A 25,561-nucleotide genomic window follows, 5' to 3' on the forward strand; every position below is an offset into this window, starting at 1 on the left:
CCGCGGGAACCCCGCACAGTAGCCGCAAGAACTCTGGAGGTGCAGGGCGTTGACGACCCAGTCCCAGCCGGTCGCGCCCCGCCGCACGTATCTCGTGGGCCGCGCGCGGCCGAACGCGATCGTCGGCAAGAACCGCGAGACCGGCGAGATCGCCCTGATCATCGTCGGTGCCTTCCTCGGCATGATGAGCGGACTCCTCGTCCCCCTCCTCCCCCTGCGGATCGCCCTCCTCGCCGGCCTCCCGATGCTCGCGATCGCCGCCGTGTACCTCCCGTACAAGCACCGCACGTTCTACAAGTGGTTCGAGATCAACCGCAGCTACAAGCGGATGCTCAAGCGCGGCACGGCCTACCGCTCCGTCGTCTCCGAGGCCGGCACCCGCCTCGACGGCCGCGAGGTCGAGGTCGGCCCGCCGCCCGGCATCGGCCGCGTCGGCTGGCTCGCCGCGCCCTTCGGCCCGGACGAGATCGCCGTCCTCCTGCACGCCGACCGCCGCACCGTCACCGCCGCCATCGAGATCGAGGGCCCCGGCGTCGGCCTGCGCGACAGCGAGGACCAGGAGGCCCTGGTCGACCGCTTCGGCACCCTCCTCAAGCACGTCGCCAACGGCGACGGCTTCGTCACCCGCCTCCAGATGCTGGCCCGCACCCTGCCCGCCGACCCCGACGCCCACGCCAAGGACGTCGGCCAGCGCGGCGACCAGAACGCGCCCGCGTGGCTCATGGAGTCGTACGACCAGCTCCAGTCGATGGTCTCCACCTCCAGCGAGCAGCACCGCGCCTACCTCGTCGCCTGCATGCACTACACCCGCGAACTCGCCGCCGAGGCCAACGCCATGGCCCGCGCCGCCAAGCACGCCTCCGGCGCCCGCAAGCTCGACCGCGACGCCGGCCTCGCCGTCGTCATGGCCCGCGAGCTCACCGACATCTGCGCCCGCCTCGCCGAGGCCGACATCCGCGTCCGCCAGCCCCTCGGCCAGTCCCGGCTCGCCTCCCTCGTGCACTCCATGTACGACCCGGACCACCCCATCGACCACATCCAGGCCATGACCAAGCGGAACGCCTGGCCCGCCGAACTCGACGCGATGGAACCGACGTACCTCCAGGCCAAGACCCGCGAGTCCTCCACCCGCGCCCCCTGGTGCCACGCCACCGCCTGGGTGAAGGAGTGGCCGATGACCCCCGTCGGCGTCAACTTCCTCGCCCCGCTGCTCGTCCACACCCCGGACGTCATCCGTACGGTCGCCGTGACCATGGACCTGGAGCCCACCGAGGTCGCCATCGAGCGGATGCTCACCGAGAAGACCAACGACGAGGCCGACGCCAGCCGCGCCGCCAAGATGAACCGCACGGTCGACCCGCGCGACATCGCCGCCCACGGCCGGCTCGACCAGCGGGGTGAAGATCTCGCCAGCGGCGCTGCCGGAGTGAACCTCGTCGGGTACATCACCGTGTCGTCGCGTTCGCCCGAGGCCCTGGCCCGGGACAAGCGCACGATCAGGGCCTCCGCCGGCAAGTCGTACCTGAAGCTGGAGTGGTGCGACCGCGAGCACCACCGGGCCTTTGTGAACACCTTGCCGTTCGCGACCGGCATCCGCCGCTAAGGCCGAAGGGGCACAGACCCATGCGAGATCCGCTGTCCGCCGTCACCGACGCCTTCACCGCTTTCGTCTTCGGCAAGGTGGAGACGACCCGGCTGCCCGTCCGCACCTCCACCGGGCAGGCGCAGGCCGTCTACCTGCCGACCGCCGCCCCCGGCCTCGGCGACTCCGGCGTGATCATCGGCCGCGAGGTCTACAGCGGCAAGGGGTACATCTACGACCCCTTCCAGCTGTACGGGCAGCAGCTCCCCGCCCCCCACTGGCTGGTCCTCGGCGAGTCCGGCAACGGCAAGTCGGCGCTGGAGAAGACGTACGTGCTCCGCCAGCTCCGCTTCCGGGACCGGCAGGTCGTCGTGCTCGACGCCCAGGGCGAGGACGGCGTCGGCGAATGGAACCTCATCGCGCAGGAGCTGGGGATAACCCCCATCCGCCTGGACCCCATGGTCGCGAACGACGCCGGGATCCGCCTCAACCCGCTCGACCCGTCGATCACCACGACCGGGCAGCTCGCCCTGCTCCGGACCATCATCGAGGTGGCCATGGGCCACGGCCTCGACGAGCGCTCCGGCTTCGCGCTGAAGGTCGCCCACGCCCACGTCGTCGAACACACCACCCACCGCCAGCCGATCCTCACCGACATCGTGGAGCGGCTCCGCCACCCCGAGGCGGGATCCGCCGAGGCGATGAACGTCGACATAGACGACGTACGGGCCTGGGGCCTGGACGTCGCCCTCGTCCTCGACCGCCTCGTCGACGGCGACCTGCGGGGCATGTTCGACGGCCCGACGACCGTCGGCATCGACCTCGACGCGCCCCTGATCGTCTTCGACCTCTCCCACATCGACCGCAACTCCATCGCCATGCCGATCCTCATGGCGATCGTCGGCGTCTGGCTGGAGCACACCTGGATCCGCCCCGACCGGAAGAAGCGCATCTTCCTCGTCGAGGAGGCCTGGCACATCATCAACAGCCCCTTCGTGGCCCAGCTGTTCCAGCGGCTGCTGAAGTTCGGCCGCCGCCTCGGCCTCTCGTTCGTCGCGGTCGTCCACCACCTCTCCGACGTCGTCGACGGAGCGGCGGCGAAGGAGGCGGCGGCGATCCTCAAGATGGCCTCCACCCGGACCATCTACGCCCAGAAGGCCGACGAGGCACGCAACACGGGCCGGGTGCTCGGCCTGCCCCGCTGGGCGGTCGAGATCATCCCGACCCTCACCCCCGGCATCGCGGTCTGGGACGTCAACGGCAACGTGCAGGTGGTCAAACACCTCATCACCGAGAAGGAACGCCCGCTCGTCTACACCGACCGCGCCATGACGGAGGCCTCGGACCCCACCGGCGACCCGGACCTCGAATGGGAGACGGAGCAGCGCGCGATCCTCATCGAGCAGCAGATGAACGGCACCTCGCAGTCGACGGTGGCGTAGGTGGAACCGGCACGGAAGGGCGGAGGAGGAATCTCCGACGGGCTGCTGCTCGGCCTGTTCGGCCTCCTCCTCGGCCTCACGGTCCTGGTGTGGACGGCGACCGGCCTGTCCGGCCTCTTCTCCCACGGCGCCTGGCCGCAGGGCGTCGCCCTCACGGGCACGCCCTCGGCCCTGCGCTCCCTGGTCACGGCCCCGACGGACCTCGCGGCGGCCTGGCCGGCCACTCCGCCGGGCGAGCTCTCCGGCTACGGCCTGTTCTGGGGCCTGCTGATCGGCGAGGCGATGATCCTCCTCGTCCTCGCCGTCTTCGTCCTGGGCACCGTGACCCGCTGGCGCGCGGTCCGCGCGAACAGGAAGGCGGGGATCTACGGGGCGGACGAGGAGCCGGTACGGGCCACCCGAGGCGGAACCGACGGAGCGTACGAGAAGCCCGCCCACCGAGACTTCGAGCACCGGGACTCCGGGCACAGGGACTCCGGGCACAGGGACTCCGCCCACCGGGACTCCCGGCACGACGAGTCCGTCCGCGAGCCGGCCACTCCCCCGGCCCACTCGCGTTGAGCGGGACGGTCATGCCGGAATGTGGCCGACCGTCCACAGCGTCCTCGCTGTGTATGTTGCCCACCAGCCACAAGGGCCGGCAGGACTTTCAAAGGAACCCTGCCATCCGAAGATGGACGGGGTATCAACTAATCTGGCGTTGATTTTTGGCACGCTGTTGAGTTCTCAAGGAACGGACGCTTCCTTTGTACTCACCCTCTCGGGCTTTCCTCCGGGCTTCCCTTCGGTCTTGCGTTTCCGACTCTATCAGATCTTTCCGATCCGATTTCCTCGGTGCTTTCCGGTCCCTTTCGCTTTCGCTCCGGGGGCCTTTCGGCGATTCCGACTCTATCAGATCCTTTCGGCGTCTGATGCCCAGTCAGCGGGGTTTGTTTTTCCGGCTGTTGGGCCGTTCCGACGTCTCAAACTCTAGCGGATTCCCCTGGCGACTCATAATCGAGGCCATTCGAAATGAATTTCGGCATGCCGAAATTCGTCCCGGTGGGGAGATCGTGCTGAGTAGAGGTGCCGCTTCAAGCGGCGGAGGTGGTTGCCGAAGAACCGTTCCGGCTCTGTGACAACTCGGAGAACACTACGCATCGGGGAGGGGCGTGTCAACCCCCCTCCGATGGCCCTTCGTGAGCCGTGCGGGTCAGTCCAGGTCGGTCAGGCGGCCGCCCGCGTCCGGCTGGGTGAGCTCCACGCGGCGGAGGAGCCGGATGAGGACCTCGCCGAGGACTCCCCGCTCGTCCGAGGTCAGGTCCTGGAGGAGCTCCTCCTCGAAGTCGGTGGCCATGCGCATGGCCTCCAGCCACTTCGAACGGCCCTCGTCGGTGAGCTCGACGATCACGCGGACCCGGTTGTTCTCGTCGCGGTCGCGGGTGACCAGGCCCTCTCCCGCCATGCGGTCGATGCGGTGGGTCATCGCGGCCGGGGTGAGGCCGAGCCGCTTGGCGAGTTCGCCCGGGCCGAGCCGGTAGGGCTCGCCGGCGAGCACCAGGGTCTTGAGGACCTCCCACTCGGCGTTGCTGATGCCCAGGTCGGCGAGCTGGCGTCCGTACGCCACGTTCATCCGTCGGTTCAGCCGGCCGAGGGCCGAGACGACCTTCTCCACCTGGGGGTCGAGGTCGCGGAACTCGCGCTGGTAGGCCGCGATCTGCTCGTCGAGGCTCGGCTCCTGGTGAGCCTGCGGGCCGGACCGTTCGGGGGTGTCGGACATGCAGGCGAGTATCCCACGGCTCTCGTTGGCGTTGAAGTCCTTCGGTGTGTACTGTTAAAGCTCTAACTTTAGTGTTGAAGTCTTCAAGGTTCAGGGCTACACCTCTGAACCTGCGACCGAAGTGGGTGAGTGTGACCAAGGCGAGGGGTGCAGCGATGCGCCGTATTCAGGCAGGCAGCGCGCTGAGCGCGTTCGGACTCGGCTTCACCGTGCCGTACCTCTATGTGTACGTGGCGCAGGTGCGGGATCTGGGCGCGGCCACGGCGGGCGTCGTGCTGGCCGTCTTCGCCATGGCCGCGCTGGTGGTGCTGCCGTTCAGCGGGCGGGCCATCGACCGGCGCGGTCCGGTGCCGGTCCTGCTGGTCGCCTCGGTCGTCGCCGCCGTGGGCGCGGTCGCCATGGGCTTCGCGTCGAGCGTCCCCGCTGCCGTGGGGGCCGCGGCGCTGCTCGGTGCCGGTACGGCCGTGCTCCAGCCGGCCCTCGCCACGATGATCGTCTGGTGCTCGACGCCCGTGGGGCGCACCCGGGCGTTCGCCATGCAGTTCTTCCTGCAGAACCTGGGCCTCGGTGTCGGTGGTCTGATCGGCGGTCTGCTGGTGGACACGAGCCGGCCGGGCAGCTTCATCCTGCTGTTCTCGATCGAGGCGGCGATGTTCCTGGTCCTGGCGGCGGTCGTCGGGACCGTGCGGATGCCGGGTTCCCCGGCGTTCCAGGGCGCTCGTCCGACCGAGGGCGGGAAGGGCGGCGGTGTCCGCGCGCTGCTCGGGCACAAGGCGATGGTGCAGCTGTGCGTCCTCGGCTTCGTCCTCTTCTTCGCCTGCTACGGGCAGTTCGAGTCGGGTCTCGCCGCGTACGGCACGGAGGCCGCCGGCATCCAGCCCTCGACGCTCGGCATCGCACTGGCCGCGAACACGGCGGTCATCGTGGCCGCCCAGTTCCTGGTGCTCCGGTTCGTCGAGCGCCGCAGGCGGACCCGGGTGATCGGGGCCGTCGGTCTGATCTGGACGGTGGCCTGGCTGATCGCCGGCTACGCGGGGCTCGGGCACGGCAGCCAGGCGATGGCGACGGCGGCGTTCGTCTCCACGTACGCGCTGTTCGGGCTCGGTGAGGCGATGCTGTCGCCGACCGTGGCGCCGCTGGTCGCCGATCTGGCGCCGGAGTCGATGGTCGGGCAGTACAACTCGGCGTTCGCTCTGGTCAAGCAGCTGGCCCTGGCCGTCGGTCCCGCCGTGGGCGGGCCCATGGGGGCCGCCCTGCACGGTCCGTACATCGTGACCTTCGTGCTCTTCTCGCTCGGCATCACGTTCCTCGCGGTGCGGCTGGGCAGGCAGCTGACCCCCGAGCAGAACCAGCCGTCGCTCGCCGTGAAGCCGTCCCGGGTCGTGGCGCAGCACCTGCCCGAGAAGGAGACCGCGGCCGCCTGAGCCGGGGCCTGACGACAGGCCCTAGTGGTCGGGCAGGGCGAACTCGCACCAGACCGCTTTGCCGCCGCCCGGTGTGCGGCGGCTTCCCCAGGACGAGGCGATCGTCGCGATGATCGAGATCCCGCGACCCGCCTCGTCCTCCGTTTCCGCCCTGCGGCGGCGCGGCAGGTGGTCGTCCCCGTCCGTGACCTCGATGATCAGGCGGCGGTCGGTGCGGCGCAGGCGGAGCCGCATGGGCGGGGTGCCGTGCTGGAGGGAGTTGCCCACCAGTTCGCTGGTGGCGAGGACGCCCAGGTCGCGCAGTTCGACCGGGAAGCGCCAGGAGGACAGGACCCCGGAGGCGAAGGCACGCGCGCGGGGGGCGGCCTCCACTCCGCCGAGGAGTTCCAGGGCCGCGTTGTGGAAGAGCTCCGCGTCCGCCCCCTTGCGGGAGGGGTGCTGGACGACCAGGACGGCCACGTCGTCGTCGTGCTCCGCGGTGACCCCGAGGGAGCGGAGCAGGCGGTCGCAGACCACCTGCGGGGTGCCGCTGGCCCCGGCCAGCGCGCGGGCCAGGGCGGCGACGCCCTCGTCGATGTCCTCGCGGCGCCGCTCGACCAGGCCGTCGGTGTAGAGGACGGCGGTCGAGCCGGGCGGCAGGGCGATGGATCCGGACGCGTGCAGCCAGCCGCCGGTGCCCAGGGGCGGGCCCGTGGGGTCCTCGGCGCACCGGACCGTGCCGTCCTCGTCGCGGACGAGGATCGGGAGGTGGCCCGCGGACGCGTAGACCAGCTTTCCCTCGCTGGGGTCGTGGATCGCGTACACACAGGTGGCGATCTGGCTGGCGTCGATCTCGGCGGCGAGGCCGTCCAGCAGCTGGAGCACCTCGTGCGGGGGCAGGTCCAGGCGCGCGTAGGCCCGGACGGCGGTGCGGAGCTGGCCCATGACGGCGGCGGCGCGCACGCCGCGGCCCATCACGTCGCCGATGACGAGCGCGGTGCGGCCGGCGCCCAGGGTGATCACGTCGTACCAGTCGCCGCCCACGGCCGCGTCGGTGCCGCCGGGCTGGTAGGTCGCGGCGATCCGCAGGTCGTCGGGCTGCTCCAGGTCCTGCGGGAGCAGCGAGCGCTGGAGGGTGACGGCGGTCTCGCGATGGCGGCGCTCGCTGGTCCGGAGCCGTTCGGCGGCCTCCGCGTGGTCGGTGACGTCCGCGGCGTGGACGAGGACTCCGCCGCCTTCGAGGTGCTCGCTCTCCACGGGCAGGCACGTCACCGTGTACGAGCCGCCGTCCTGGGTGCGGCGGGACTTCACCGTGCGCGGCTTGCCGCTGCGCAGCACCTGGTCCATGAGGGGCAGCAGGCCGAGCTCCTCGGCCTCCGGGCAGGTGTCGGCGACGGGGACGCCGGCGGGGCGGGGGCCGAAAGCGGCGGCATAGGCGTCGTTGACGTACGCGATGCGGTGCTCCGGGCCGTACGCGAGGGCGACCAGGCCGGGGAGGCGGCCCAGGAGCTCCCGGACGGAGAAGTCCTCCAGGGCGGGTACGGCGACGGGGCCGCCCGCCTCGGCTGCCTCGCGGGCGAGGTGCTCCAGCTGCTGGGCGTACTCACCGCGGGCGGCGGGCACGGAGCCTTCGGTCCCCCGCGCCGCGCGGCGCTGTGTGCCGGGGAGCCGGGCGCTCCAACGGGTGAAGTTCACGGATCTCTATGCCTCGTGGTGTCGGTGCCGTGCAGAGTCACGCTGTGCAGGTGTGAGCCCACCTATGGTCACACGTCCAGTGTGGACGAGTGCACTGACAGTGATGTCAGGACGACGGCTTGTCGCCGTGGTCGGGTGGTGGGGCGGCGGCGAGTTCGAATTCGGCGCGGGGGTGCTCCAGGGAGCCGAGGGAGACGATCTCCCGTTTGAACAGGCCGGACAGGGTCCATTCGGCGAGGACCCGTGCCTTGCGGTTGAAGGTGGGCACCCGGCTGAGGTGGTAGGCGCGGTGCATGAACCAGGCCGGGTATCCCTTGAGTTTCCGTCCGTAGACGTGGGCGACGCCCTTGTGGAGGCCGAGGGAGGCGACGGAGCCGACGTACGCGTGCGCGTACTCCTTGAGCGGCTGCCCGCGCAGGGAGGCCGTGATGTTCTCGGCGAGGACCTTGGCCTGGCGGACGGCGTGCTGGGCGTTGGGCGCGCACTCCCCGCCGGGTGCCTTCGCGGTGACGTCGGGGACGGCGGCGGCGTCGCCGGCCGCCCAGGCGTGCTCGACGCCCTCGACGGCGAGGGTGGCAGTGCAGCGGAGCCGGCCGCGTTCGTTCAGGGGCAGGTCGGTGGCGGCGAGGACGGGGGCGGGCTTGACGCCCGCGGTCCAGACGACCGTGCGGGTGGGGAGCCGGGTGCCGTCGCTGAGGACGGCGATCCGGTCCTCGCAGGTCTCGAGGCGGGTCTCCAGGCGTACGTCGATGTTCCGGCCGCGCAGCTCGCGGATGGCGTACGTGCCCATCGCCTCGCCCACCTCGGGCAGGATCCGGTCCGAGGCCTCGACGAGGACCCAGCGGAGGTCCTCGGGCCGGACGTTGTGGTGGTAGCGCGCGGTGTAGCGGGCCATGTCCTCCAGCTCGGCGAGCGCCTCCACGCCCGCGTAGCCCCCGCCGACGAAGACGAAGGTCAGGGCGGCGTCGCGGATCGCGGGGTCGCGGGTGGAGGAGGCGATGTCCATCTGCTCGATGACGTGGTTGCGCAGCCCGATGGCCTCCTCGACGGTCTTGAAGCCGATGCCGTGCTCGGCGAGGCCGGGGACCGGGAGGGTGCGGGACACCGAACCGGGTGCGATGACCAGTTCGTCGTACGCGAGGGCGACCGGTCCGGTGCCCTCCTCGGCGGTCGCGAGGGTGGAGAGCGTCGCGGTCCGCTTGGCGTGGTCGACGGAGAGGACCTCGCCGATGACGATCCGGCAGCGGTCGAGGATCCGGCGCAGCGGCACGACGACGTGGCGCGGGGAGATCGAGCCGGCGGCGGCCTCGGGGAGGAAGGGCTGGTACGTCATGTACGGCTCGGGCGTGACCACGACGATCTCGGCGGAGCCGGCTCTCAGCTCGGCCCTGAGCTGCCGCTGGAGGCGCAGCGCGGTGTACATGCCGACGTAGCCACCGCCGACCACGAGAATGCGCGCAGGTTCGGTCACTGTCCCATGACGCACCGCCGTCCGTGGTTTGTCCACAGCCCCGGCAAATTGTGTGACCGGAGGGGTGTGGAGGCGAAGGGTGGCTCGCGAGGGGGGCACGGGCGGAACGGCGCAGGTCAGGGTGGCCGGACGGGGCTCTCCGGGGGGCCGGAATCGGGAGTGATCCGGTCCTTGCTCCGATCGGGGGGCGCACCGTACGGAACTCCCCCTTCTGAATTGACCCCGACTCAACTATGTTCGTAGTTCGTCGGGGTGCCGGACGGGAGCGCGTGGACCGCTGCGCTCGTCCTCCGAAACCCCTTTTCAGGGCGGGGAGTCTCCGGGGGGAGACATCGTGAGCGGGGGAACGCTTATGCATATTCAGGATTCACGATGGCAGGCAGGCGCCGGGACGGCGACCGTGGACGACGGCCCGCACGCGGGCGTCGTCGGCTCCGAGCGCCACGGCGCTCCGGTGGTCGGCAGGTCCGCGCCGCTGCGGGTGGACGCCCAGCGCAATCTGGAGCACGTCCTGCGGGCCGCGCGCGAGGTGTTCGGCGAGCTCGGTTACGGGGCTCCGATGGAGGACGTGGCGCGTCGCGCCCGCGTCGGCGTCGGTACCGTCTACCGCCGCTTCCCGAGCAAGGACGTGCTGGTCAGGCGAATAGCCGAGGAGGAGACCGCTCGGCTGACCGACCAGGCGCGGACCGCGCTCGGCCAGGAGGACGAGCCGTGGTCGGCGCTCTCCCGGTTCCTGCGGACGTCGGTGGCCTCCGGCGCGGGCCGGCTCCTTCCGCCGCAGGTGCTGCGGGTGGGCGTCGACGACGTCACGGTGCTGCCGCTCGGCGGCGACTCCCTCGACGCGGACGACGCGGCGCGGGTGCCGCACCAGCGGGGTGTCGGCGAGCAGGCGGACGTCCGCGTGGTCGCGCCGCGGGCCGTACCGGTGGAGGAGAACGACGACTCGGGCGCCGCGGAGCTCCTGGAGGTGGTCGGTCGGCTGGTCGACCGGGCGCGGGAGGCGGGTGAGCTGCGGAGCGACGTGACCGTGGCCGACGTCCTCCTCGTCATCGCCACGGCCGCCCCGGCGCTGCCGGACGCGGTGCAGCAGGCGGCTGCCTCGACGCGTCTCCTCGACATCCTGATCGAGGGACTGCGCTCCCGGTAGGAGCCGGTCCGGTAGGAGTCGGCCGACGACCGCCCGCGCTCCGGCGCGGGGCGGGCGCTTCGGCGTACTCCGGGGCTTGGGCCTACTCCGGGAGCGTTGGCACGCTCCGGAAGGTTCGTGGTCCCGGGGGTGCCGGGTGACCGGGGCGCCGTGGCGGCTGTGCGGGGCCGGTGCGTGTGCCGGGGCGGTTGCTCCGGGCGGATCAATGAGCATGACACGAACGTGTGATCGGTTACGCCCGGATACCCGAAGTCGCCCCGGACGAGTGGTAAGTGGACGCGACGCCTCGGTGTGCCCGCGCTCTGTGGCAGGCTTTCCCGGTGTTCGGGTCCGAGCGTGCGTACGGGGGCTTCCGCGATGAGCGGTGACAGTCGGGACGAGCCGCTGGGCGGCCCCGCGGAGGCGGGGGACGCGCCCTCCCGGCAGGTGCCCAACCAGGGCGGACCGGGCGGACTCTCCGGCGCTCCGGACCCGGTCGGGTCGGCCGGCCCCGGAGCCGCGGCCGCCCTCACGAGTCCGCCGGCATCACCCGCCGCGGGCGCGGCCGGACCGCTCGACGCCAGCGTCCCGCAGCAGCGCGAGCCCAAGACCTCCGGCCGCGAGCCCGTCTCCGGGACCGCCGCCCGGTTCGACCCGCCCGCCGCGGACGAGCACGAGCACGACACGGTCCTGCCGCCGCCCCGCGAACTCCCGCCCTCCGACCCCGAGCTCGTCCAGCTCATGCGGGAGGGCGACGACTCCGCGTACGAGGAGCTCTTCCGCCGCCACTCCGACGCCGTCCGCAGGTACGCCAGGACCTGCTGCCGGGACGCGCACACCGCCGACGACCTCACCGCCGAGGTCTTCGCCCGCACCCTGCAGGCCGTCCGCGGCGGGGCCGGACCCGAACAGGCCGTACGTGCCTACCTGATGACCACCGTCCGCCGCGTCGCCGCGCACTGGACGAAGACGCAGAGGCGGGAACACCTCGTCGAGGACTTCGCGGTCTTCGCGGCCGAGGCCGCCCGCGCCTCCGAGGTCTCCGACCAGAACGCGTCCTTCGGCGCGGGCCTCGACCTCGGCGCCGACGTCCTGGCCATGCACGAGGCCGAGCAGTCGCTCGCCATGCAGGCCTTCCGGTCCCTGCCCGAGCGCTGGCAGGCCGTGCTGTGGCACACCACCGTCGAGGAGGAGTCCCCCAGCGAGGTCGCCCCCCTCTTCGGTCTCACCGCCAACGCCACCGCCGTCCTCGCCAGCCGCGCCCGCGAAGGCCTCAAGCAGGCCTACCTCCAGGCCCATGTCAGCCAGTCCCTCACCGCCGGCGGCGACTGCGCCCGGTACGCGGACCGACTCGGCGCCTACGCCCGCGGCGGCCTGCGGATGCGGGCCGAACGCGGCCTGCGCAAGCACCTGGACGAGTGCGCCAAGTGCCGGCTCGCCGCCGGCGAACTGGCCCACGTCAACGCCGGGATCCCCGCCCTGCTCCCCGTCGCGGTCATCGGCTGGTTCGCCGCCGGGTACTCCCTCAAGGCCGCCGGCATCGTCGCGGGCGGCGCCGTCGGCGCGGGCGCGGCCGGCGCCGCGGCGGCCGCCACCGGCTCCTCGGGTGGTGCGGCCTCCAGCGGTGCGGCCTCCGGCGCCGCCGCCGAAGGGCTCGGCGCGCCCGCGAAGGCAGGCATCGCGGCCGCCGTGGCCGTCGCCGCGGCCGCCGGGCTCGTCTGGGCCATGGCCGGGGACCCGCAGCCCGTGTCCGCGCCCCGGGCCACCCAGCCCGTCGTCACCCCCGTCGTACCGGCGGAGCCCGCGCCGACGGCGCCGCCCGCGACGATGCCGGCGGCCTTGAGGGAGTACCCGGCGGCGAACCAGCCGATGACCGCGACGGGGAGCAGGGCGGGGATCCCGGCGTTGACGTGGCCTGGAGGGCGGCGGGGGCGTCCTGCGGCGGGGAGTCCCCGTAGACGTCGTCGGCGAGTTCGGTGAGGGAGGCGGGCCGTCCGCCGCGCAGCGCCAGCGCGGCGAGCAGCGCGCGCAGCCGGGCACCGCCGACGGGGAGGCTGCGGCCACGGGGGTCGAGGGCCTCGGTGGTGCCGAGGATGAGATACCGCACCGGCTCATTGTGTCGGGTGGCACTGACGTACGCCTCGGGGTTTACCCCGGTGCGCCCTCGGGGGTCCCGCCGTCAGAAGGCGGAGGTGTCCAGGTCGAAGCCGAGGGGGTGGGGCAGCGCGACGACTGTCCCCAGCTTGTGGATGGACTTGTGCCCGTAGTCGTCCCCGGAGGGCTCGGAGCACACGACGGCTTCACCCGCCTCGCGGTCGATCAGCAGGTAGAGCGGGATGCCCCCGCGCGCGTAGGCCCGGATCTTCTGGACGCGGTCGCGGCGCGCGGTGGACGAGGAGGTCACCTCGGCGACGAGCAGGACGGGGTCGGGTGTGTGCCACTCCTGCTGGTCGTCGAAGCTGCCTTTGGGGGCGATGACGAGGTCCGGGATGACTCTGACCACGTCGGCGGTCCCGGGCAGGCTGAGGCCGATACCCGTGTACCGCCCGACGCCCTTGTCGTGATCTCGGACCTGACCGTTCAGCTCCGAAACGATCTCCTCATGCTCTCCGTTGGCCGGAGGCACCACGTTGATCTCCCCTTCGATCAGCTCCACACGCCAGCCCTTGGGGGCCAGCGCACTGAACAGCTCGAAGGTCTCCTGCACACTCGCACCCTCGCGGTCGGGCATGCCCTCGGAGAACGCGTCCTCGGGAACCGGCAGCGGCATCGCCATGCTGGACCTCCTTCGCTCGGTGCGACGCTCCCAGCTTAAGGACGCGACCCCGCAGCGCTACGGGAGTCGTTCACTCGAACGAGCGTGCTGGGACGTTTCGCCCGGCGGGCGGGTCTCACGCCGGCAGGGATCTCGACGCCGGGATCAGGGGGCCCTGGACCGCGCGGTGGGCACGGGGTTCGGTGGTGCTGGTCCAGCAGGAGCCCCGGCGGGACATGAGGCGGCGGAGCCAGAGCTCGGTGGAGACGAGATCGGCGAGGCCGTCCAGGGGGACGGAGGCCCCGTCGGCCGCCGAGCGGAGGGCCTCGCGGACCACGCGGGCCTCGATCAGCCCGGCGTCGGCGAGCAGCGGCGCGTCGAAGAGGGCGATCAGGTGGGGCAGCGCGGCGCGCAGGCCCGCGCGCGTGGCGCCGGCCGGGACCGCCGGGTGGGGGGCGCCCCAGCCGGCGGGGAGGTCGTGGATGCCGGCGCCGGAGAGGACCGTGCGCAGGACGTTGGCCCGGGCGTCGGGCTGGACCCGGAGCGATTCCGGGAGGACGCGGCAGGCCCGGACGACCTGGTTGTCGAGGAAGGGGGCGTGCAGGCGCTGGCCGCGGATCTCGGCGGCCTGTTCCAGGACCCGGTGGTCGGCCGCCGCCCGCGCGAGCGCGGCACGTGCGCGTGCCTCGCCCGGGCGCTGGACGGACGCCGGCAGGGTCGCCGCCCGGTTCAGCCGCACCGACACCTCGGCCAGCGCCTCCCCCGTCAGCCAGCGCGCCGCAGGACCCGGCCGGGACCAGGCGAGTGCCGAGAGGGAGGCCTCCAGGGGGCCGAAGCCGTCCGGGGCCGTGCGGTTCGCCTCCAGGACCCGCTGGGCGGCGGCCTCCAGACCGGTCCGGTACGGGGTGCGGGCCAGCTTCCGGGCCGCCCGGTACACCGTGAGCGGCACAAGGAGCGAGCCGGCCGTGGGCCCCGAGGCCTTCGCGAGTGCCGTCACCGGACGCACCAGGGAGCGCCGTCTGCGGTCCATCAGGAGGTCCGCGAGGCGGGCCGGATGCGCGTCGAGGACCTGCTTGGCGCCCATGCCGGTGAAGTGGTCGGCGCTGCCGCCCGCCAGGCGTCTGCGGTGTCGTTCGGCCGTCACGAGCGAGGGACCCGGCTCGTCGGTGAGCGGCCCGTCCAGCACGGCGTACGGCAGTGCCTCCTCGCCGCCGGCGACGACGACGTGGTGCAGGCGCGGGTCGGCCGCGAGGGCCCCGGCCCGCTTCAGTTCGTCCTCGCGGCCGGAACCCGCGCGCGTGGCGAGGTCGTTGAAGGTGACGGCGAGGAGTCTCTCCCCCGCGCCCGTGCCGTGTCCGGTGATCGTGCCCGGCACCCCGGGGAGGCCCGCCGCGAGCAGGGCGAGCGTGCCGGAGGCGCTGCCGCCGGACAGGTCGGCGCCGATGCCGGGCGCCGGTCCCGAGCCGCGGGCCGCGCGCCGGTCGGCGGGCCCCATGCCGGGCACCGGGCCCGGGTCGGGCAGCGGGGCCTCGGGGGCGTGCCGCGGGGCGGTGAGCCGGGCGCGTACGGCCTCGATGAGGGCGTCCCTGACTCCTTCGACGGCCTGCCGGGGGTCGGTCTCGGCCGCGGCGACCGCGAGCGAGGCGACCTGCTCGTAGCCGGTGATCTCGCGCGAGCCCTCCCGGAGGATCAGCGCGTGGCCGGGCGGTACCCGGCGGACCCCCTCGTACGGGGTGGTGTCGCGCAGCGCCTCCGGTGTCTCGGGGCAGGCGAGGAGGGCGGCGAGGTGGCCGATGTCGAGCTGGGCCTCGACGAGGTCGGCGAGCGGGAGGGCGGCGGTGGCGAAGGCGGTGCCGCCGTCCCACGGGGTGTGGAAGACCGGCCGGGCGCCCGCGAGGTCGCCGGTGACGGTGACCCGGCGGCCGGCCTTGACGACCGCGGTGTAGCTGCCGGGCCAGGCGGTGAGGTGGCGCAGCGCGCCGCCGCGCGCGGTGAGCAGGCCGAGTCTCAGCTCCTCGTCGCTCGCGGCGCAGCAGCCGAGGACGGCGAGGCGGGTGTGGTCGTCGACGGCGATGACGCGCACCTCGTCGGGCCGCCAGTCGCCGACCGCCCAGAGCGGATCGGGATCGCCCCAGAGGAGTTGTGCGCCCACCGGCTGCACCGTGCGCCCCCCGGTGGCGGACGTCCGGCCTCCGTGACCGTGGGGGGAGGCCGAGCCGCGGCCGGCGCCCGATCCGGAGCCATGACCGGCCCCCGGTCCCGAGCCGCGGCCGGCGCCGGAGCCGTTGCCGCCGTACGAGCCGTACGAGCCGTTCGCACCGTACGAGCCGCTCACCGAGCCCGCCCGGGGTCCGGTCGTCGTTGCGAAGCCCGCTGCGACACTGCTCCAGCCCACCAGCCATCGCATCGGCGCCTCCGCATCCGTTTCGGTGGGAGACATGCTGCCACGACAACGGCGCACGGGGCGGGGTCCGGGTGCACGCGCGCGAAAGCCGAATGCGCCCCTGGCATGGGCCAGTTGGACACCGGCGTCATTCGGCCAAATATCGCCCCTCCGCAGAGGGGCCGGGAGGCGTCCGGGGCACCCGTCCGCGCACGACGCGGCACACCCGCCACCGGCAGCCCGGGAGGCGCTCCCGCCTCCCGGGGCCGTGCGCCGCCCGCGGGGAATGGGGCGGCGGTATCCCCCAGCCCACTGGTCCGGGACACTTTCCCGGCCGAGCGGGCCGACCCACGCGCTCCTCATGGAAGCGCTCCCCCGGCCGGGCCGAGAGAGCGCACGGCCGGGCGCACGGCCACACGGCGGGAGCACGGGCCGGGCGCCCCGGCCCGTCTGTCGGTCTTTCACACAACAATCTCGCCATACGGAACACCGCCCCTTAACGGTAGGGATGCGGCGAACTACGCTGTGTTTACGAATGCCGCACGCCTATGCCCGGCGTCGTGGCGGCCGTCTGGGTTGTCGAGGGGTGGCGTCATGTCCAGGGAGCAACGCGGGCCGAACGAAAAGCTCGGCACGGTTCTCGCCCTCGCGGGAATCAGCAACGCCGGGCTGGCCCGGCGCGTCAACGACCTCGGTGCGCAACGGGGTCTGACGCTTCGGTACGACAAGACCTCGGTCGCCCGGTGGGTGTCCAAGGGCATGGTGCCGCAGGGCGCCGCGCCGCATCTGATCGCCGCCGCGATCGGGCAGAAGCTCGGCCGGCCCGTGCCGTTGCACGAGATCGGGCTCGCCGACGCCGACCCGGCGCCCGAGGTGGGTCTCGCCTTCCCGCGCGACGTGGGCGAGGCGGTGCGCTCCGCCACCGACCTGTACCGGCTGGATCTCGCCGGCCGACGGGCCGGCGGCGGGATCTGGCAGTCGCTCGCCGGCTCCTTCGCGGTGAGCGCGTACGCCACGCCCACGTCCCGCTGGCTGATCACCCCGGCCGACCCGTCGGTGGAGCGCGAGGCACCGCGCCCGGCGGGGGCCGGGCCCGCGAGCGGCGCGGGCGGCGCGCCGGGGACGGCGGGCGGCGCCGCGGCCGCCGGGGAGCACGTGCGCGTGGGCCACAGCGACGTCGCCAAACTCCGCGAGGCCGCCGAGGACGCGCGCCGCTGGGACTCCAAGTACGGCGGCGGGGACTGGCGCTCGTCCATGGTCCCCGAGTGCTTACGGGTCGACGCGGCCCCGCTGTTGCTCGCCTCGTACTCCGACGAGGTCGGCCGGGCCCTCTTCGGCGCCACGGCCGAGCTGACCCGGCTCGCCGGCTGGATGGCCTTCGACACCGGGCAGCAGGAGGCCGCCCAGCGCTACTACATCCAGGCCCTGCGGCTCGCCCGCGCCGCCGCCGACGTGCCCCTCGGCGGCTACGTCCTCGCCTCGATGTCCCTCCAGGCCACCTACCGGGGCTTCGCCGACGAGGGGGTCGACCTCGCCCAGGCCGCCCTGGAGCGGAACCGGGGGCTGGCCACCGCCCGGACCATGTCCTTCTTCCGGCTCGTCGAGGCACGCGCGCACGCGAAGGCCGGCGACGGGGTCGCGGCGGCGGCCGCGCTCAAGTCCGCCGAGGGCTGGCTGGAGCGCTCCCGTGAGGGTGACGGCGACCCGAGCTGGCTGGGCTTCTACTCGTACGACCGGTTCTGCGCCGACGCCGCCGAGTGCTACAGCGACCTGAAGGCGCCGCGCGAGGTGCGGCGCTTCACCGAGCAGGCGCTCTCGCGGCCGACGGAGGAGTTCGTCCGCTCGCACGGGCTGCGGCTGGTGGTCTCCGCCGTCGCCGAGCTGGAGTCGGGGAACCTGGACGCGGCCTGCGCGGCGGGCACGCGCGCGGTGGAGGTGGCGGGACGGATCTCGTCGGCGCGGACGACCGAGTACGTACGGGATCTGCTGCACCGGCTCGAACCGTACGGGCACGAGCCCCGGGTGATGGAACTGCGGGAACGCGCCAGGCCGTTGCTCGTCGCACCCGCGTGAGGGGCCGGACCCTCGCTCGTCGCGCCCGCGTGAGGGGCCGGGCCGCCCCCCGATGTGCGGGGCGGTCGCGGCGTGACCTGCGTCTCGTGCCGCCGCGCGAGGTTTCACGGGATTGTCAGTGGGCCAGTGCACTATCGGGGGTGGGAGGTGGCGCTGGTGTTTGACTGTGACGTGCTGGTGATCGGCGGTGGGATCGTCGGTCTGTCGACGGCGTACGCCCTGACGCGCGCCGCTCCCGGCACCAGGGTCACGGTCCTGGAGAAGGAGCAGGCGCTCGCGAGCCACCAGACCGGGCGCAACAGCGGGGTGATCCACAGCGGGATCTACTACCGGCCGGGCTCGCTCAAGGCACGGTTCGCGGTCGAGGGCGCGGCCGAGATGGTCAAGTTCTGCGCGGAGTGGGACATTCCGCACGAGGTGACGGGCAAGCTCGTCGTCGCCACCGCGCGCGAGGAACTGCCCCGGCTGCACGCGCTCGTGCAGCGCGGCAGGGAGAACGGCATCCCGGTGCGCGAGCTCGGCCCGGCCCAGATCAGCGAGTACGAGCCCCGGGTCCGGGGCCTCGCCGCGATCCACGTCGGCACGACCGGCATCTGCGACTACGGGGCGGTGTCCCGGCGGCTCGCCGAGTCCTCGGGGGCCCGGATCCTGTACGGGGCGGAGGTCACCGTCATCGACCGGCGCCCCTGGGGGGTCGCCGTGCGGACGGCGGACGGCCGGGTGGTGCGAGCTCGGGTCCTGGTCAACTGCGCCGGGCTGCACTGCGACCGGATCGCGCGGCTGGCGGGCGACGACCCGGGCATGCGGATCGTGCCCTTCCGCGGCGAGTACTACGAGCTCCGGGACCCCTCGCTCGTGCGGGGCCTCGTCTATCCGGTGCCGGACCCCGCCTTCCCGTTCCTCGGAGTGCACCTGACGCGCGGCATCGACGGCGGCGTCCACATCGGGCCGAACGCGGTCCCGGCGCTCGCCCGCGAGGGCTACGACTGGTCGGTCGTCCGCCCGCGCGAGCTGGCCGGCACGCTCGCGTGGCCCGGCTCCTGGGCCATCGCCCGGGCGCACTGGCGGTACGGGGCGGGGGAGCTGCGGCGGTCGGTGTCGAAGCGGGCCTTCACCGAGGCGGTACGGCGGCTGCTGCCGGTGGTCTCGGAGGCGGACCTGCGGCGGGCGGACGCCGGGGTGCGGGCGCAGGCGGTGCTCCGGGACGGGACGCTGGTCGACGACTTCCTGATCAGGGAGGCGGCGCGGACGGTCCACGTGCTGAACGCGCCCTCGCCCGCGGCGACGGCGTCGCTGCCGATCGGCCGCGAGGTCGCGAACCGGGCACTGGCCCTGCTGTAGCGGACGCGCGGGACACCGGCCGAGCTCCCGCGGGCGGGCCGTGCTGTCGCGGGCGAGTGGGACACGGGCCAAGCTGTCGCGGGCGCGGGACACCGGCCCTGCTCCAGCGGACGCGCGGGACACCCGCCGTCCCGGGCCGGTCCCGGGGCCCGCCCCGGACGGACCCGGCGGGCCCGCCCGCCCCGGACCGGCGCCTTAGGATTGGCGCATTGTGTCTGAGCAGCCAGAGAACACCGCGCGTCCCGCCGACGCCCCCGCCGAGTCCGGACAGCCCGTCGCGCACGCCCCCGCCGAGTCCGTACGGCCCGTCGCGCAGCGCGGCAGTCAGCGGTTCGCGGCCGGCGAGGGCCCCCTGCCCGATCCCGCCGGGTCTCACCACGAGCGGCGCATCCGCAGCTTCCAGCCGCGGCGCAGCCGCGTCACCACCGGGCAGGCGGAGGCCCTGCTGAAGCGGTGGCCCGACTGGGGTCTCGACATCGACGGCCGGCAGGTCCTCGACCTCGGCGCGATGTTCGGCGGGCTGCCCGTCGTCCTGGAGATCGGCTTCGGCATGGGCGAGGCGACCGCTCAGATGGCCGCCGCCGACCCGGGCACCGGCATCCTCGCCGTCGACGTCCACACCCCCGGCCAGGGCAACCTCCTCGGCCTCGCCGACCGGAACGGCCTGAGCAACGTGCGGGTCGCCAACGGCGACGCGATCATCCTGCTCCGCGAGATGCTCACCCCGGACTCCCTCGACGGCTGCCGCGTGTACTTCCCGGACCCCTGGCCCAAGGCCCGCCACCACAAGCGGCGGCTCATCCAGCCCGAGTTCCTCAGCCTCCTCGCGACGCGGCTCAAGCCCGGCGGCGTGCTGCACTGCGCCACCGACTGGGAGTCGTACGCCGAGCAGATGCTGGAGGTGCTCTCGGCGCACCCCGACTTCGAGAACACCCGGGCCGACGGCGGCTTCGCCCCCCGGCCCGACTTCCGGCCGCTCACCCGCTTCGAGGGACAGGGCCTCGACAAGGGCCACGTCGTGAACGACCTCCTCTTCCGCAGGAAGTGACCCGCGGGAAGACACCGCTCTGCGCTCAACCCTTTCCCGCCTGTCGGTGGAGGTCGTTAGGGTCGCTCACGTGTCCTTCACCGCCCCCACCGAAGCCGGCGCCGCTCCCGTCCCCCACCGGGACACCGAGGAGCCGGCCTTCCCGGCCGCCGCCGACCGGTCCCAGTGGCGCTACCGGCCCCGCCGGGACTTCTGGCGCAGCCGGGTGTTCCGGGCCGTCGCCCTCGTCACGGTGCTCGCGATCTGCGCCCTGTTCATCCTCGGGCTGGTCCGCGAGCAGACCGGCACCGAGGGCTTCCTCGTCGGTCTGGGCCTGGCCGTGCTCCCCGTACCGCTGCTGATGGCCGCGTTCCGCTGGCTCGACCGGGTCGAGCCGGGCCCCTGGAAGAACCTGCTCTTCGCGTTCGCCTGGGGCGCCTTCGCCGCCGCGCTGGTCGCGATCCTGGCGAACTCCTTCGCGGTCCGCTGGATAGCGACGGCCACCGCCGATCCCACCTCGGCCGACACCCTCGGCGCGACCGTCGTCGCGCCCGTGGTGGAGGAGACCGCGAAGGCGGCCGCGATCCTGCTGCTGTTCCTCTTCCGCAGGAGGCACTTCGGCGGGCTGGTGGACGGCGTGGTGATCGCCGGGTTCACGGCCACCGGCTTCGCCTTCACCGAGAACATCCTGTACCTGGGGAACGCCTTCGGCGAGGACCAGGAGTTCGGCTCCACCGGCATCGGCTCGGTGACGGCCGCCACCTTCTTCGTCCGGGTGGTGATGTCGCCGTTCGCGCACCCCCTCTTCACCGTGCTCACCGGCATCGGCTTCGGCTTCGCCGCCCTCGCCCCGCGCGGCAGGCGCCTCCGCCGGGTGCTGCTGCCGGCCGCCGGACTGCTGCTCGCGATGGGCCTGCACGCCGCCTGGAACGGCTCGGCCACCTTCGGCGGCCCGCTGGTCTTCTACGCGGTCTACGGCGCGCTCATGGTCCCGGCCTTCGGGCTGCTGACCTGGCTCGCGGTCTGGAGCAGCCAGCGCGAGCTGCGCACGATATCCGGCGTGCTCCCGGCGTACGCGGCGGCGGGCTGGCTCTCCCCCGCCGAGCCGCTCGCGCTGTCCTCGATGCGCGCCCGCCGGCTGGCCCGCGCCTTCGCCGCCCGGACGTACGGGCAGCCGGCCGCGCGGGCCGTCGGCGAGTACGAGTCCTTCGCGACGACCCTGGCGTTCCTGCGGGACCGGGCCCGGCGCGGCACGGCCGGGCCCGACTTCCCGGCCCGGGAGCAGGAGCTGCTGCACCACCTGTGGCAGCGCCGGGCGGTGGCCTCCCCGGCCCTCACGTACGCGGCCCGGGCGACGGGCCAGGTCTGGGCGCCGCCGCAGTACCTGGACTACGACGGCTTCAACCCGTACCGCAGCTGAGCCGTCCCCTCCGGATCTCGACCTCGCTCAGACCGCCGAGGCCTCGGTCAGGAGGGTCAGTTCCCCGGGCGCGAGGGTGAGGTCCGCCGCCGCGACCAGCGCCGGGACCTGTTCGACGGTGCGGGCCGAGGCGATCGGCGAGGCGACGGTCGGGCGGGAGGCGAGCCAGGCGAGGGCGACGGTGGCGAGTTCGGCGCCGTGCGCCTCGGCGACCGTGTCGAGCGCGGAGAGCACGGCCCGGCCCCGCTCGGTGTCCAGGTGCCCGCCGGCGCCGGCCGCGCGGGCGCTGTCGACGGTGGTGCCGGGGCGGTACTTGCCGGTGAGGAAGCCGGCGGCGAGCCCGTAGTAGGGGACGGCGGAGAGGCCGGCCCGCTCGACGGTCTCCAGGAGCGGGCCCTCGTAGGTGTCGCGGGAGACCAGGTTGTAGTGCGGCTGGAGGGCGACGTAACGGGTGAGGCCCTCGGCCTCGGCGAAGTCGAGGGAGGCGCGCAGCCGCTCCGGGGAGATGTTGGAGGCGGCGACGGCCCGCACGGTGCCGGCCTTCACCAGCTGGTCGAGGGCGGTGACGATCTCCTCGACGGGGACGGACTCGTCGTCGAAGTGGGTGTAGTAGAGGTCGATGTAGTCGGTGCCGAGGCGGCGCAGCGACGCCTCGGCGGCGGCCTTGAGGGTGGGCGCGGAGAGTCCCTTGAAGTCGGGGTGGGCGCCGGCCTTGGTGGCGACGACGACGTCGGCGCGGTTGCCGCGGGCGGCGAGCCAGCGGCCGATGACCGTCTCGGACTCGCCTCCCCGGTTGCCCTCGGCCCAGGCCGAGTAGACGTCGGCGGAGTCGACGAAGTTGCCGCCGGCGGCGGTGTAGGCGTCGAGGACCGCGAAGGACTGTTCCTCGTCGGCGGTCCAGCCGAAGACGTTGCCGCCCAGGGCGAGCGGGAAGACGTGCAGGTCGGAGCTGCCCAGCGGGCGGAGGGTCGTCATGGTGGGACAACCGTCGGCACCGCCGGGCCTATTCCGTCATCCTGCGGGGGCGGGCCGCCGGGTCAGAGGCTGAGGCCCTTGGAGCGCAGCCACTGCGCCGGGTCGAGGCCGGAGCCGCCGGGCGTGTGGACCTCCATGTGGAGGTGGGCGCCGGTGACGTTGCCGGTGGCGCCGACGCGGCCGATCGTCTCGCCGGTGCCCACCGTCTGACCGGCGGAGACCGTCATCGAGGACATGTGGGCGTACCAGATCTCTGTGCCGTCGGAGAGCTCCAGGACGACCCGGTAGCCGTACGAGCCGGACCAGCCGGCCGACTTGATCGTGCCGCCGTGGACGGCCTTGAGGGGGGTGCCGGTGGGGGCGGCGAAGTCGAGGCCGGTGTGGTGGCCGGAGGACCACATCGAACCGGACTGCATGTAGGTGGCGCTGAGGCTGTAGGAGGAGAGCGGCAGCGAGTAGCTCGCGGCCAGCTTGGCGAGGCGCTCGGCCTCGGCCGCCGCCTCCGCCTTCGCCCTGGCCTCCGCTTCCGCCTTGGCCTTGGCCTCCGCCTCGGCCTTCGCCTTGGCCTCGGCGGCCGCCTTCTCCGCGGCGTCGGCCTTGGCCTTCGCCTCGGTGGCGGCCTTCTCCGCAGCCGCCTTCTCCGCGGCGGCCTTGTCGGCGGCGTCGGCGGAGGCCTGCTGCTGTTCGGCCTGCTGGAGGATGCGGGCGCGCAGGGCCTCGCCCGCGTCGCCGGCGCCGGGCGCGGCCTGCTCGGCCGTGCCGCCCTGGGTGACCAGGCCGGCCTGCTGCATCCGCGGGGCCCGCGTGCCCTGGTCGTCGGCGGTGGCGTACGAGGCGACGGTGAGCGGGTTGGGGTTGGCGCGCTCCGCGCTGACCGTCTCGGTGGCCTGCTCGGGGAGGAGGTCGCCGACGCCGGGGAGGTCGTGGGCGTCCGGCAGCTTGAGGTCGGGGAGGTCCGGGAGCGATATCGCGACCGGGGGCTTCTCCTGCGCGGTGGCGAGGCCGCCCGCGCCGACGGCCGCGATCACGCCGACGCCGAGGACGGTGGAGGAACGCGCGAAGTTGGAGCGCTGCTTGACGACCCGGTGGCGACCTCCGGAGCGGAGGGATCCCTCGGTGGGGTTCCACTCGGTGTCCGGGGCGGCGGGACCCGCACCACCACCGAAGGCGTCGAAGGGGACTTCGGGTGCGGGAGTGTTGGACGCCACGAAGGCGCGCTCCTTTCCTTCCTTCTCGCCTACCGGGTTAGCTGACGGGTTCGGAGCAGGAAGGTCTCCTACGGGCACGGTCGCACACAGGTGCGAAGGGCCCGATTCACCCCAAGTGGTGGTTCCCCGGTTCCTTTTCAGGATTCGGCGCGTGCGCACGGTGCCGTCTGGCGACGGCTGGGACGACCGCGCTGCGTTATCGAACGTTAATAGACACGGGCTCCCGTTTCCAAGCCGTTCCTCTTGATCATTCATTGAATTGGGAGGGAATGGTCCGAGTTGACCCCCGTTCAGCGAGAGAGGCCCAAACCCCCGAGATCTGACGTTGTGTCAATTGTTATCGCAGCGACACCTCTCGACTACGGCCGGTGACAGACCCCCGGCGGCCGGTCAGCGCACGCCCGGCGGCACCACCGGCATCGTCCGGCGCCGCTCCGGCTGGCCCGTCGCCGGACGGCTCACGGCAAGCAGCGCCATGTCGTCCGTCGACCCGCCCCCGGTGTGCAGCCGTACGTCGTCCACGAGCGCGTCGAGCAGCTCCTCGGGCCCCGGGAAGATCCGCCCCGCCAGCCGCTCGGCCGGGTCGTAGAAGACCCCCTCGGCGTTCCGCGCCTCCGAGAGGCCGTCGGTGTAGAAGAGCAGCGTCGCGCCCGGCGGGTACGGCCGCGCCTCGGCCCGGTCCGGCCACGACGCCAGATCGCCCATGCCGAGCGGCAGCGCCGGCTCGCCCGGCTCCAGCATGTCCAGGTGCCCGTCGGCGTGCAGCACCAGCGGGGGCGGGTGCCCGCGGTTGACGACCCGTACGAAACCGTCGAAGGTGCCGCCGCCGTCCCCGCGCGGGATCTCGGCGAGGACGGCCGTGGTGAACCCCTCGAAGGCGTCAAGACCGTGCCGGCGGGTGCCCTCCCGGGCCAGGGCCCGTTCCAGCCGCCGCGCCACGCCCTCCAGCGTCCGCTCCTGCTCGGCCGCCTCCCGGAACGCCCCGATGACGACGGCGACGGCCTCGACCGCGTCCATGCCCTTGCCGCGGACGTCGCCGGTCACGAGCCGCACCCCGTAGGGGGTGTCCTGGACGGCGAACAGGTCGCCGCCGATGAACGCGTCCGCCTGCGCCGCCTCGTACCGCGCCGCGCACTGCAGCCCGCCGATCCGCTCGGCCGGCGTCGGCAGCACCGCCTTCTGCGCGGCCTCCGCGATGACCCGCGCCGAGGCGAGCCGCTCGCCGCTGCGGCGGACGACCCGGTTGATCAGCAGGGCCAGCGCGGAGACCGTGAACACCGTCAGGAACTCGGTGAACGCCGAGATCTCGCCCGCGGTCCTGTTGTAGACGTGCAGCCCGACCGAGGCCAGCACGGCGGCGATCCCGGTGAGCAGCGTCGTGAGCGTGGAGAAGAAGGGGGCCGCGATCAGCGGGGCGGCGGAGAACATCGGCGCCGCGCTGTACCGGGCCGGCGTCAGGACGTCGAAGAAGACACCGCCCACGATCATGAGCGGCGGCAGCGCCCGCAGGAACCGCCGGGCACCCCCGTACGGCCCGCGGCCCGCGCCGTCCCGCTGCCCGCCGGTCACTCCTGGGGGTCGCCCCACCTGTACTCTCCTGCCCGGTCCGTCCCCGGCCGCGGCCCGTACCGCGCCCTCCCAGGGTCGCCGCCCCCGCCGGGAGCGGCGACTCCCGCGGGGCCGACTGGCGTACGGACCGGGACCTGTACTCTCCTGCCCGGTCCGTCCCCGGCCGCGGCCCGTACCGCGCCCTCCCAGGGTCGCCGCCCCCGCCGGGAGCGGCGACTCCCGCGGGGCCGACTGGCGTACGGACCGGGCAGGAGAGTACAGGTGGGGCGACCCCCAGGAGTGACCGGCGGGCAGCGGGACGGCGCGGGCCGCGGGCCGTACGGGGGTGCCCG

General features: G+C 73.5%; 18 protein-coding genes, 1 pseudogene and 1 riboswitch. Of the genes and pseudogenes, 10 read left to right on the top strand and 9 right to left on the bottom strand.

Annotation, left to right across the window (positions count from 1 at the left end):
• The first annotated feature begins 49 nt into the window (after positions 1-49).
• The 3 genes from EAO70_RS13355 to EAO70_RS40325 are packed head-to-tail and all read left to right on the top strand — an operon-like array spanning position 50 to position 3,585.
• Entirely contained in the window at positions 50-1,603 is a 1,554-nt protein-coding gene (locus tag EAO70_RS13355; protein WP_148003214.1) for an SCO6880 family protein, read from the top strand.
• A 20-nt stretch (positions 1,604-1,623) separates the two neighbouring features.
• Positions 1,624-3,024 carry an ATP-binding protein gene (locus EAO70_RS13360; protein WP_148003215.1) on the top strand — a complete coding sequence of 467 codons (1,401 nt, stop codon included), beginning with the start codon at positions 1,624-1,626 and terminating at the stop codon, positions 3,022-3,024.
• Positions 3,025-3,585, top strand: coding sequence for a hypothetical protein (locus EAO70_RS40325; protein ID WP_410091270.1), 561 nt, complete (start codon positions 3,025-3,027; stop codon positions 3,583-3,585).
• 631 nt (positions 3,586-4,216) lie between these two features.
• Here the strand turns inward: EAO70_RS40325 and EAO70_RS13380 are convergent.
• The gene (locus tag EAO70_RS13380; RefSeq protein ID WP_148003216.1) at positions 4,217-4,783 is read right to left on the bottom strand and encodes a MarR family winged helix-turn-helix transcriptional regulator; all 567 of its coding nucleotides are present in this window, start codon (positions 4,781-4,783) and stop codon (positions 4,217-4,219) included.
• A gap of 155 nt (positions 4,784-4,938) precedes the next feature.
• On the opposite strand from EAO70_RS13380, the gene EAO70_RS13385 reads away from it, so the two are divergent.
• Positions 4,939-6,207 carry an MFS transporter gene (locus tag EAO70_RS13385; RefSeq protein ID WP_187283872.1) on the top strand — a complete coding sequence of 423 codons (1,269 nt, stop codon included), beginning with the start codon at positions 4,939-4,941 and terminating at the stop codon, positions 6,205-6,207.
• Positions 6,208-6,228: 21 nt separating this feature from the next.
• On the opposite strand, the gene EAO70_RS13390 is transcribed toward EAO70_RS13385, so the two are convergent.
• A complete protein-coding gene (locus EAO70_RS13390; protein WP_148003218.1) occupies positions 6,229-7,881 on the bottom strand; it encodes a SpoIIE family protein phosphatase in 1,653 nt (550 codons plus the stop codon).
• 106 nt (positions 7,882-7,987) lie between these two features.
• Positions 7,988-9,352 (bottom strand): NAD(P)/FAD-dependent oxidoreductase, encoded by a 1,365-nt coding sequence (locus tag EAO70_RS13395; protein ID WP_148003219.1) that lies wholly within the window; start codon positions 9,350-9,352, stop codon positions 7,988-7,990.
• 352 nt (positions 9,353-9,704) lie between these two features.
• Between EAO70_RS13395 and EAO70_RS13400 the strand changes: the two genes are divergently transcribed.
• Positions 9,705-10,499 (top strand): TetR/AcrR family transcriptional regulator, encoded by a 795-nt coding sequence (locus tag EAO70_RS13400; RefSeq protein WP_402118127.1) that lies wholly within the window; start codon positions 9,705-9,707, stop codon positions 10,497-10,499.
• 357 nt (positions 10,500-10,856) lie between these two features.
• Entirely contained in the window at positions 10,857-12,458 is a 1,602-nt protein-coding gene (locus tag EAO70_RS13405) for a sigma-70 family RNA polymerase sigma factor (RefSeq protein WP_410091271.1), read from the top strand.
• On the opposite strand, the pseudogene EAO70_RS40330 reads toward EAO70_RS13405, so the two are convergent.
• The 3 genes and pseudogenes from EAO70_RS40330 to EAO70_RS13420 form a co-directional block, all read right to left on the bottom strand.
• Positions 12,391-12,585 (bottom strand): annotated as a pseudogene (locus EAO70_RS40330) (hypothetical protein); the annotation flags it as partial. The gene EAO70_RS13405 and the pseudogene EAO70_RS40330 overlap by 68 nt on opposite strands.
• Before the next feature lie 72 nt (positions 12,586-12,657).
• Entirely contained in the window at positions 12,658-13,248 is a 591-nt protein-coding gene (locus EAO70_RS13415; protein WP_410091277.1) for a Uma2 family endonuclease, read from the bottom strand.
• A 121-nt stretch (positions 13,249-13,369) separates the two neighbouring features.
• Positions 13,370-15,640 (bottom strand): asparagine synthase-related protein, encoded by a 2,271-nt coding sequence (locus EAO70_RS13420; protein WP_148003465.1) that lies wholly within the window; start codon positions 15,638-15,640, stop codon positions 13,370-13,372.
• 570 nt (positions 15,641-16,210) lie between these two features.
• Between EAO70_RS13420 and EAO70_RS13425 the strand changes: the two genes are divergently transcribed.
• From EAO70_RS13425 to EAO70_RS13440, 4 genes are all read left to right on the top strand, one after another.
• Positions 16,211-17,689: an MFS transporter gene (locus EAO70_RS13425; RefSeq protein ID WP_148003222.1), complete on the top strand. Its 1,479-nt coding sequence runs from the start codon at positions 16,211-16,213 to the stop codon at positions 17,687-17,689.
• A gap of 156 nt (positions 17,690-17,845) precedes the next feature.
• The gene (lhgO, locus tag EAO70_RS13430; protein ID WP_148003223.1) at positions 17,846-19,030 is read left to right on the top strand and encodes an L-2-hydroxyglutarate oxidase; all 1,185 of its coding nucleotides are present in this window, start codon (positions 17,846-17,848) and stop codon (positions 19,028-19,030) included.
• A 211-nt stretch (positions 19,031-19,241) separates the two neighbouring features.
• Positions 19,242-20,078, top strand: coding sequence for a tRNA (guanosine(46)-N7)-methyltransferase TrmB (gene trmB / locus EAO70_RS13435; RefSeq protein WP_148003224.1), 837 nt, complete (start codon positions 19,242-19,244; stop codon positions 20,076-20,078).
• A gap of 70 nt (positions 20,079-20,148) precedes the next feature.
• Positions 20,149-21,477, top strand: coding sequence for a PrsW family intramembrane metalloprotease (locus EAO70_RS13440; RefSeq protein ID WP_187283873.1), 1,329 nt, complete (start codon positions 20,149-20,151; stop codon positions 21,475-21,477).
• Between the two features lie 27 nt (positions 21,478-21,504).
• Here the strand turns inward: EAO70_RS13440 and EAO70_RS13445 are convergent, their stop codons facing one another.
• The 3 genes from EAO70_RS13445 to EAO70_RS13455 all read right to left on the bottom strand — a co-directional run bounded on the left by EAO70_RS13445 (position 21,505) and on the right by EAO70_RS13455 (position 25,247).
• Positions 21,505-22,452 carry an aldo/keto reductase gene (locus EAO70_RS13445; RefSeq protein ID WP_148003226.1) on the bottom strand — a complete coding sequence of 316 codons (948 nt, stop codon included), beginning with the start codon at positions 22,450-22,452 and terminating at the stop codon, positions 21,505-21,507.
• Between the two features lie 62 nt (positions 22,453-22,514).
• Positions 22,515-23,660, bottom strand: a complete 1,146-nt coding sequence (locus EAO70_RS13450; protein WP_148003227.1) for a M23 family metallopeptidase — start codon at positions 23,658-23,660, stop codon at positions 22,515-22,517.
• Between the two features lie 11 nt (positions 23,661-23,671).
• Positions 23,672-23,820, bottom strand: a riboswitch (cyclic di-AMP (ydaO/yuaA leader).
• Between the two features lie 230 nt (positions 23,821-24,050).
• Positions 24,051-25,247, bottom strand: a complete 1,197-nt coding sequence (locus EAO70_RS13455) for a PP2C family protein-serine/threonine phosphatase (RefSeq protein WP_402118136.1) — start codon at positions 25,245-25,247, stop codon at positions 24,051-24,053.
• Between the last annotated feature and the right edge of the window lie 314 nt (positions 25,248-25,561).

Source organism: Streptomyces sp. adm13(2018) (genome assembly GCF_008042145.1).
Lineage (GTDB): Bacteria > Actinomycetota > Actinomycetes > Streptomycetales > Streptomycetaceae > Streptomyces.

Bases quoted from the DNA above. Each gene is read 5' to 3' on its own strand.
- EAO70_RS13360 (WP_148003215.1), top strand. From the start codon at position 1,624: ATGCGAGATCCGCTGTCCGCCGTCACCGACGCCTTCACCGCTTTCGTC.
- EAO70_RS13380 (WP_148003216.1), bottom strand. From the start codon at position 4,783: ATGTCCGACACCCCCGAACGGTCCGGCCCGCAGGCTCACCAGGAGCCG.
- EAO70_RS13385 (WP_187283872.1), top strand. From the start codon at position 4,939: ATGCGCCGTATTCAGGCAGGCAGCGCGCTGAGCGCGTTCGGACTCGGC.
- EAO70_RS13400 (WP_402118127.1), top strand. From the start codon at position 9,705: ATGCATATTCAGGATTCACGATGGCAGGCAGGCGCCGGGACGGCGACC.
- EAO70_RS13405 (WP_410091271.1), top strand. From the start codon at position 10,857: ATGAGCGGTGACAGTCGGGACGAGCCGCTGGGCGGCCCCGCGGAGGCG.
- EAO70_RS13415 (WP_410091277.1), bottom strand. From the start codon at position 13,248: ATGCCGCTGCCGGTTCCCGAGGACGCGTTCTCCGAGGGCATGCCCGAC.
- EAO70_RS13420 (WP_148003465.1), bottom strand. From the start codon at position 15,640: ATGCGATGGCTGGTGGGCTGGAGCAGTGTCGCAGCGGGCTTCGCAACG.
- EAO70_RS13425 (WP_148003222.1), top strand. From the start codon at position 16,211: ATGTCCAGGGAGCAACGCGGGCCGAACGAAAAGCTCGGCACGGTTCTC.
- EAO70_RS13445 (WP_148003226.1), bottom strand. From the start codon at position 22,452: ATGACGACCCTCCGCCCGCTGGGCAGCTCCGACCTGCACGTCTTCCCG.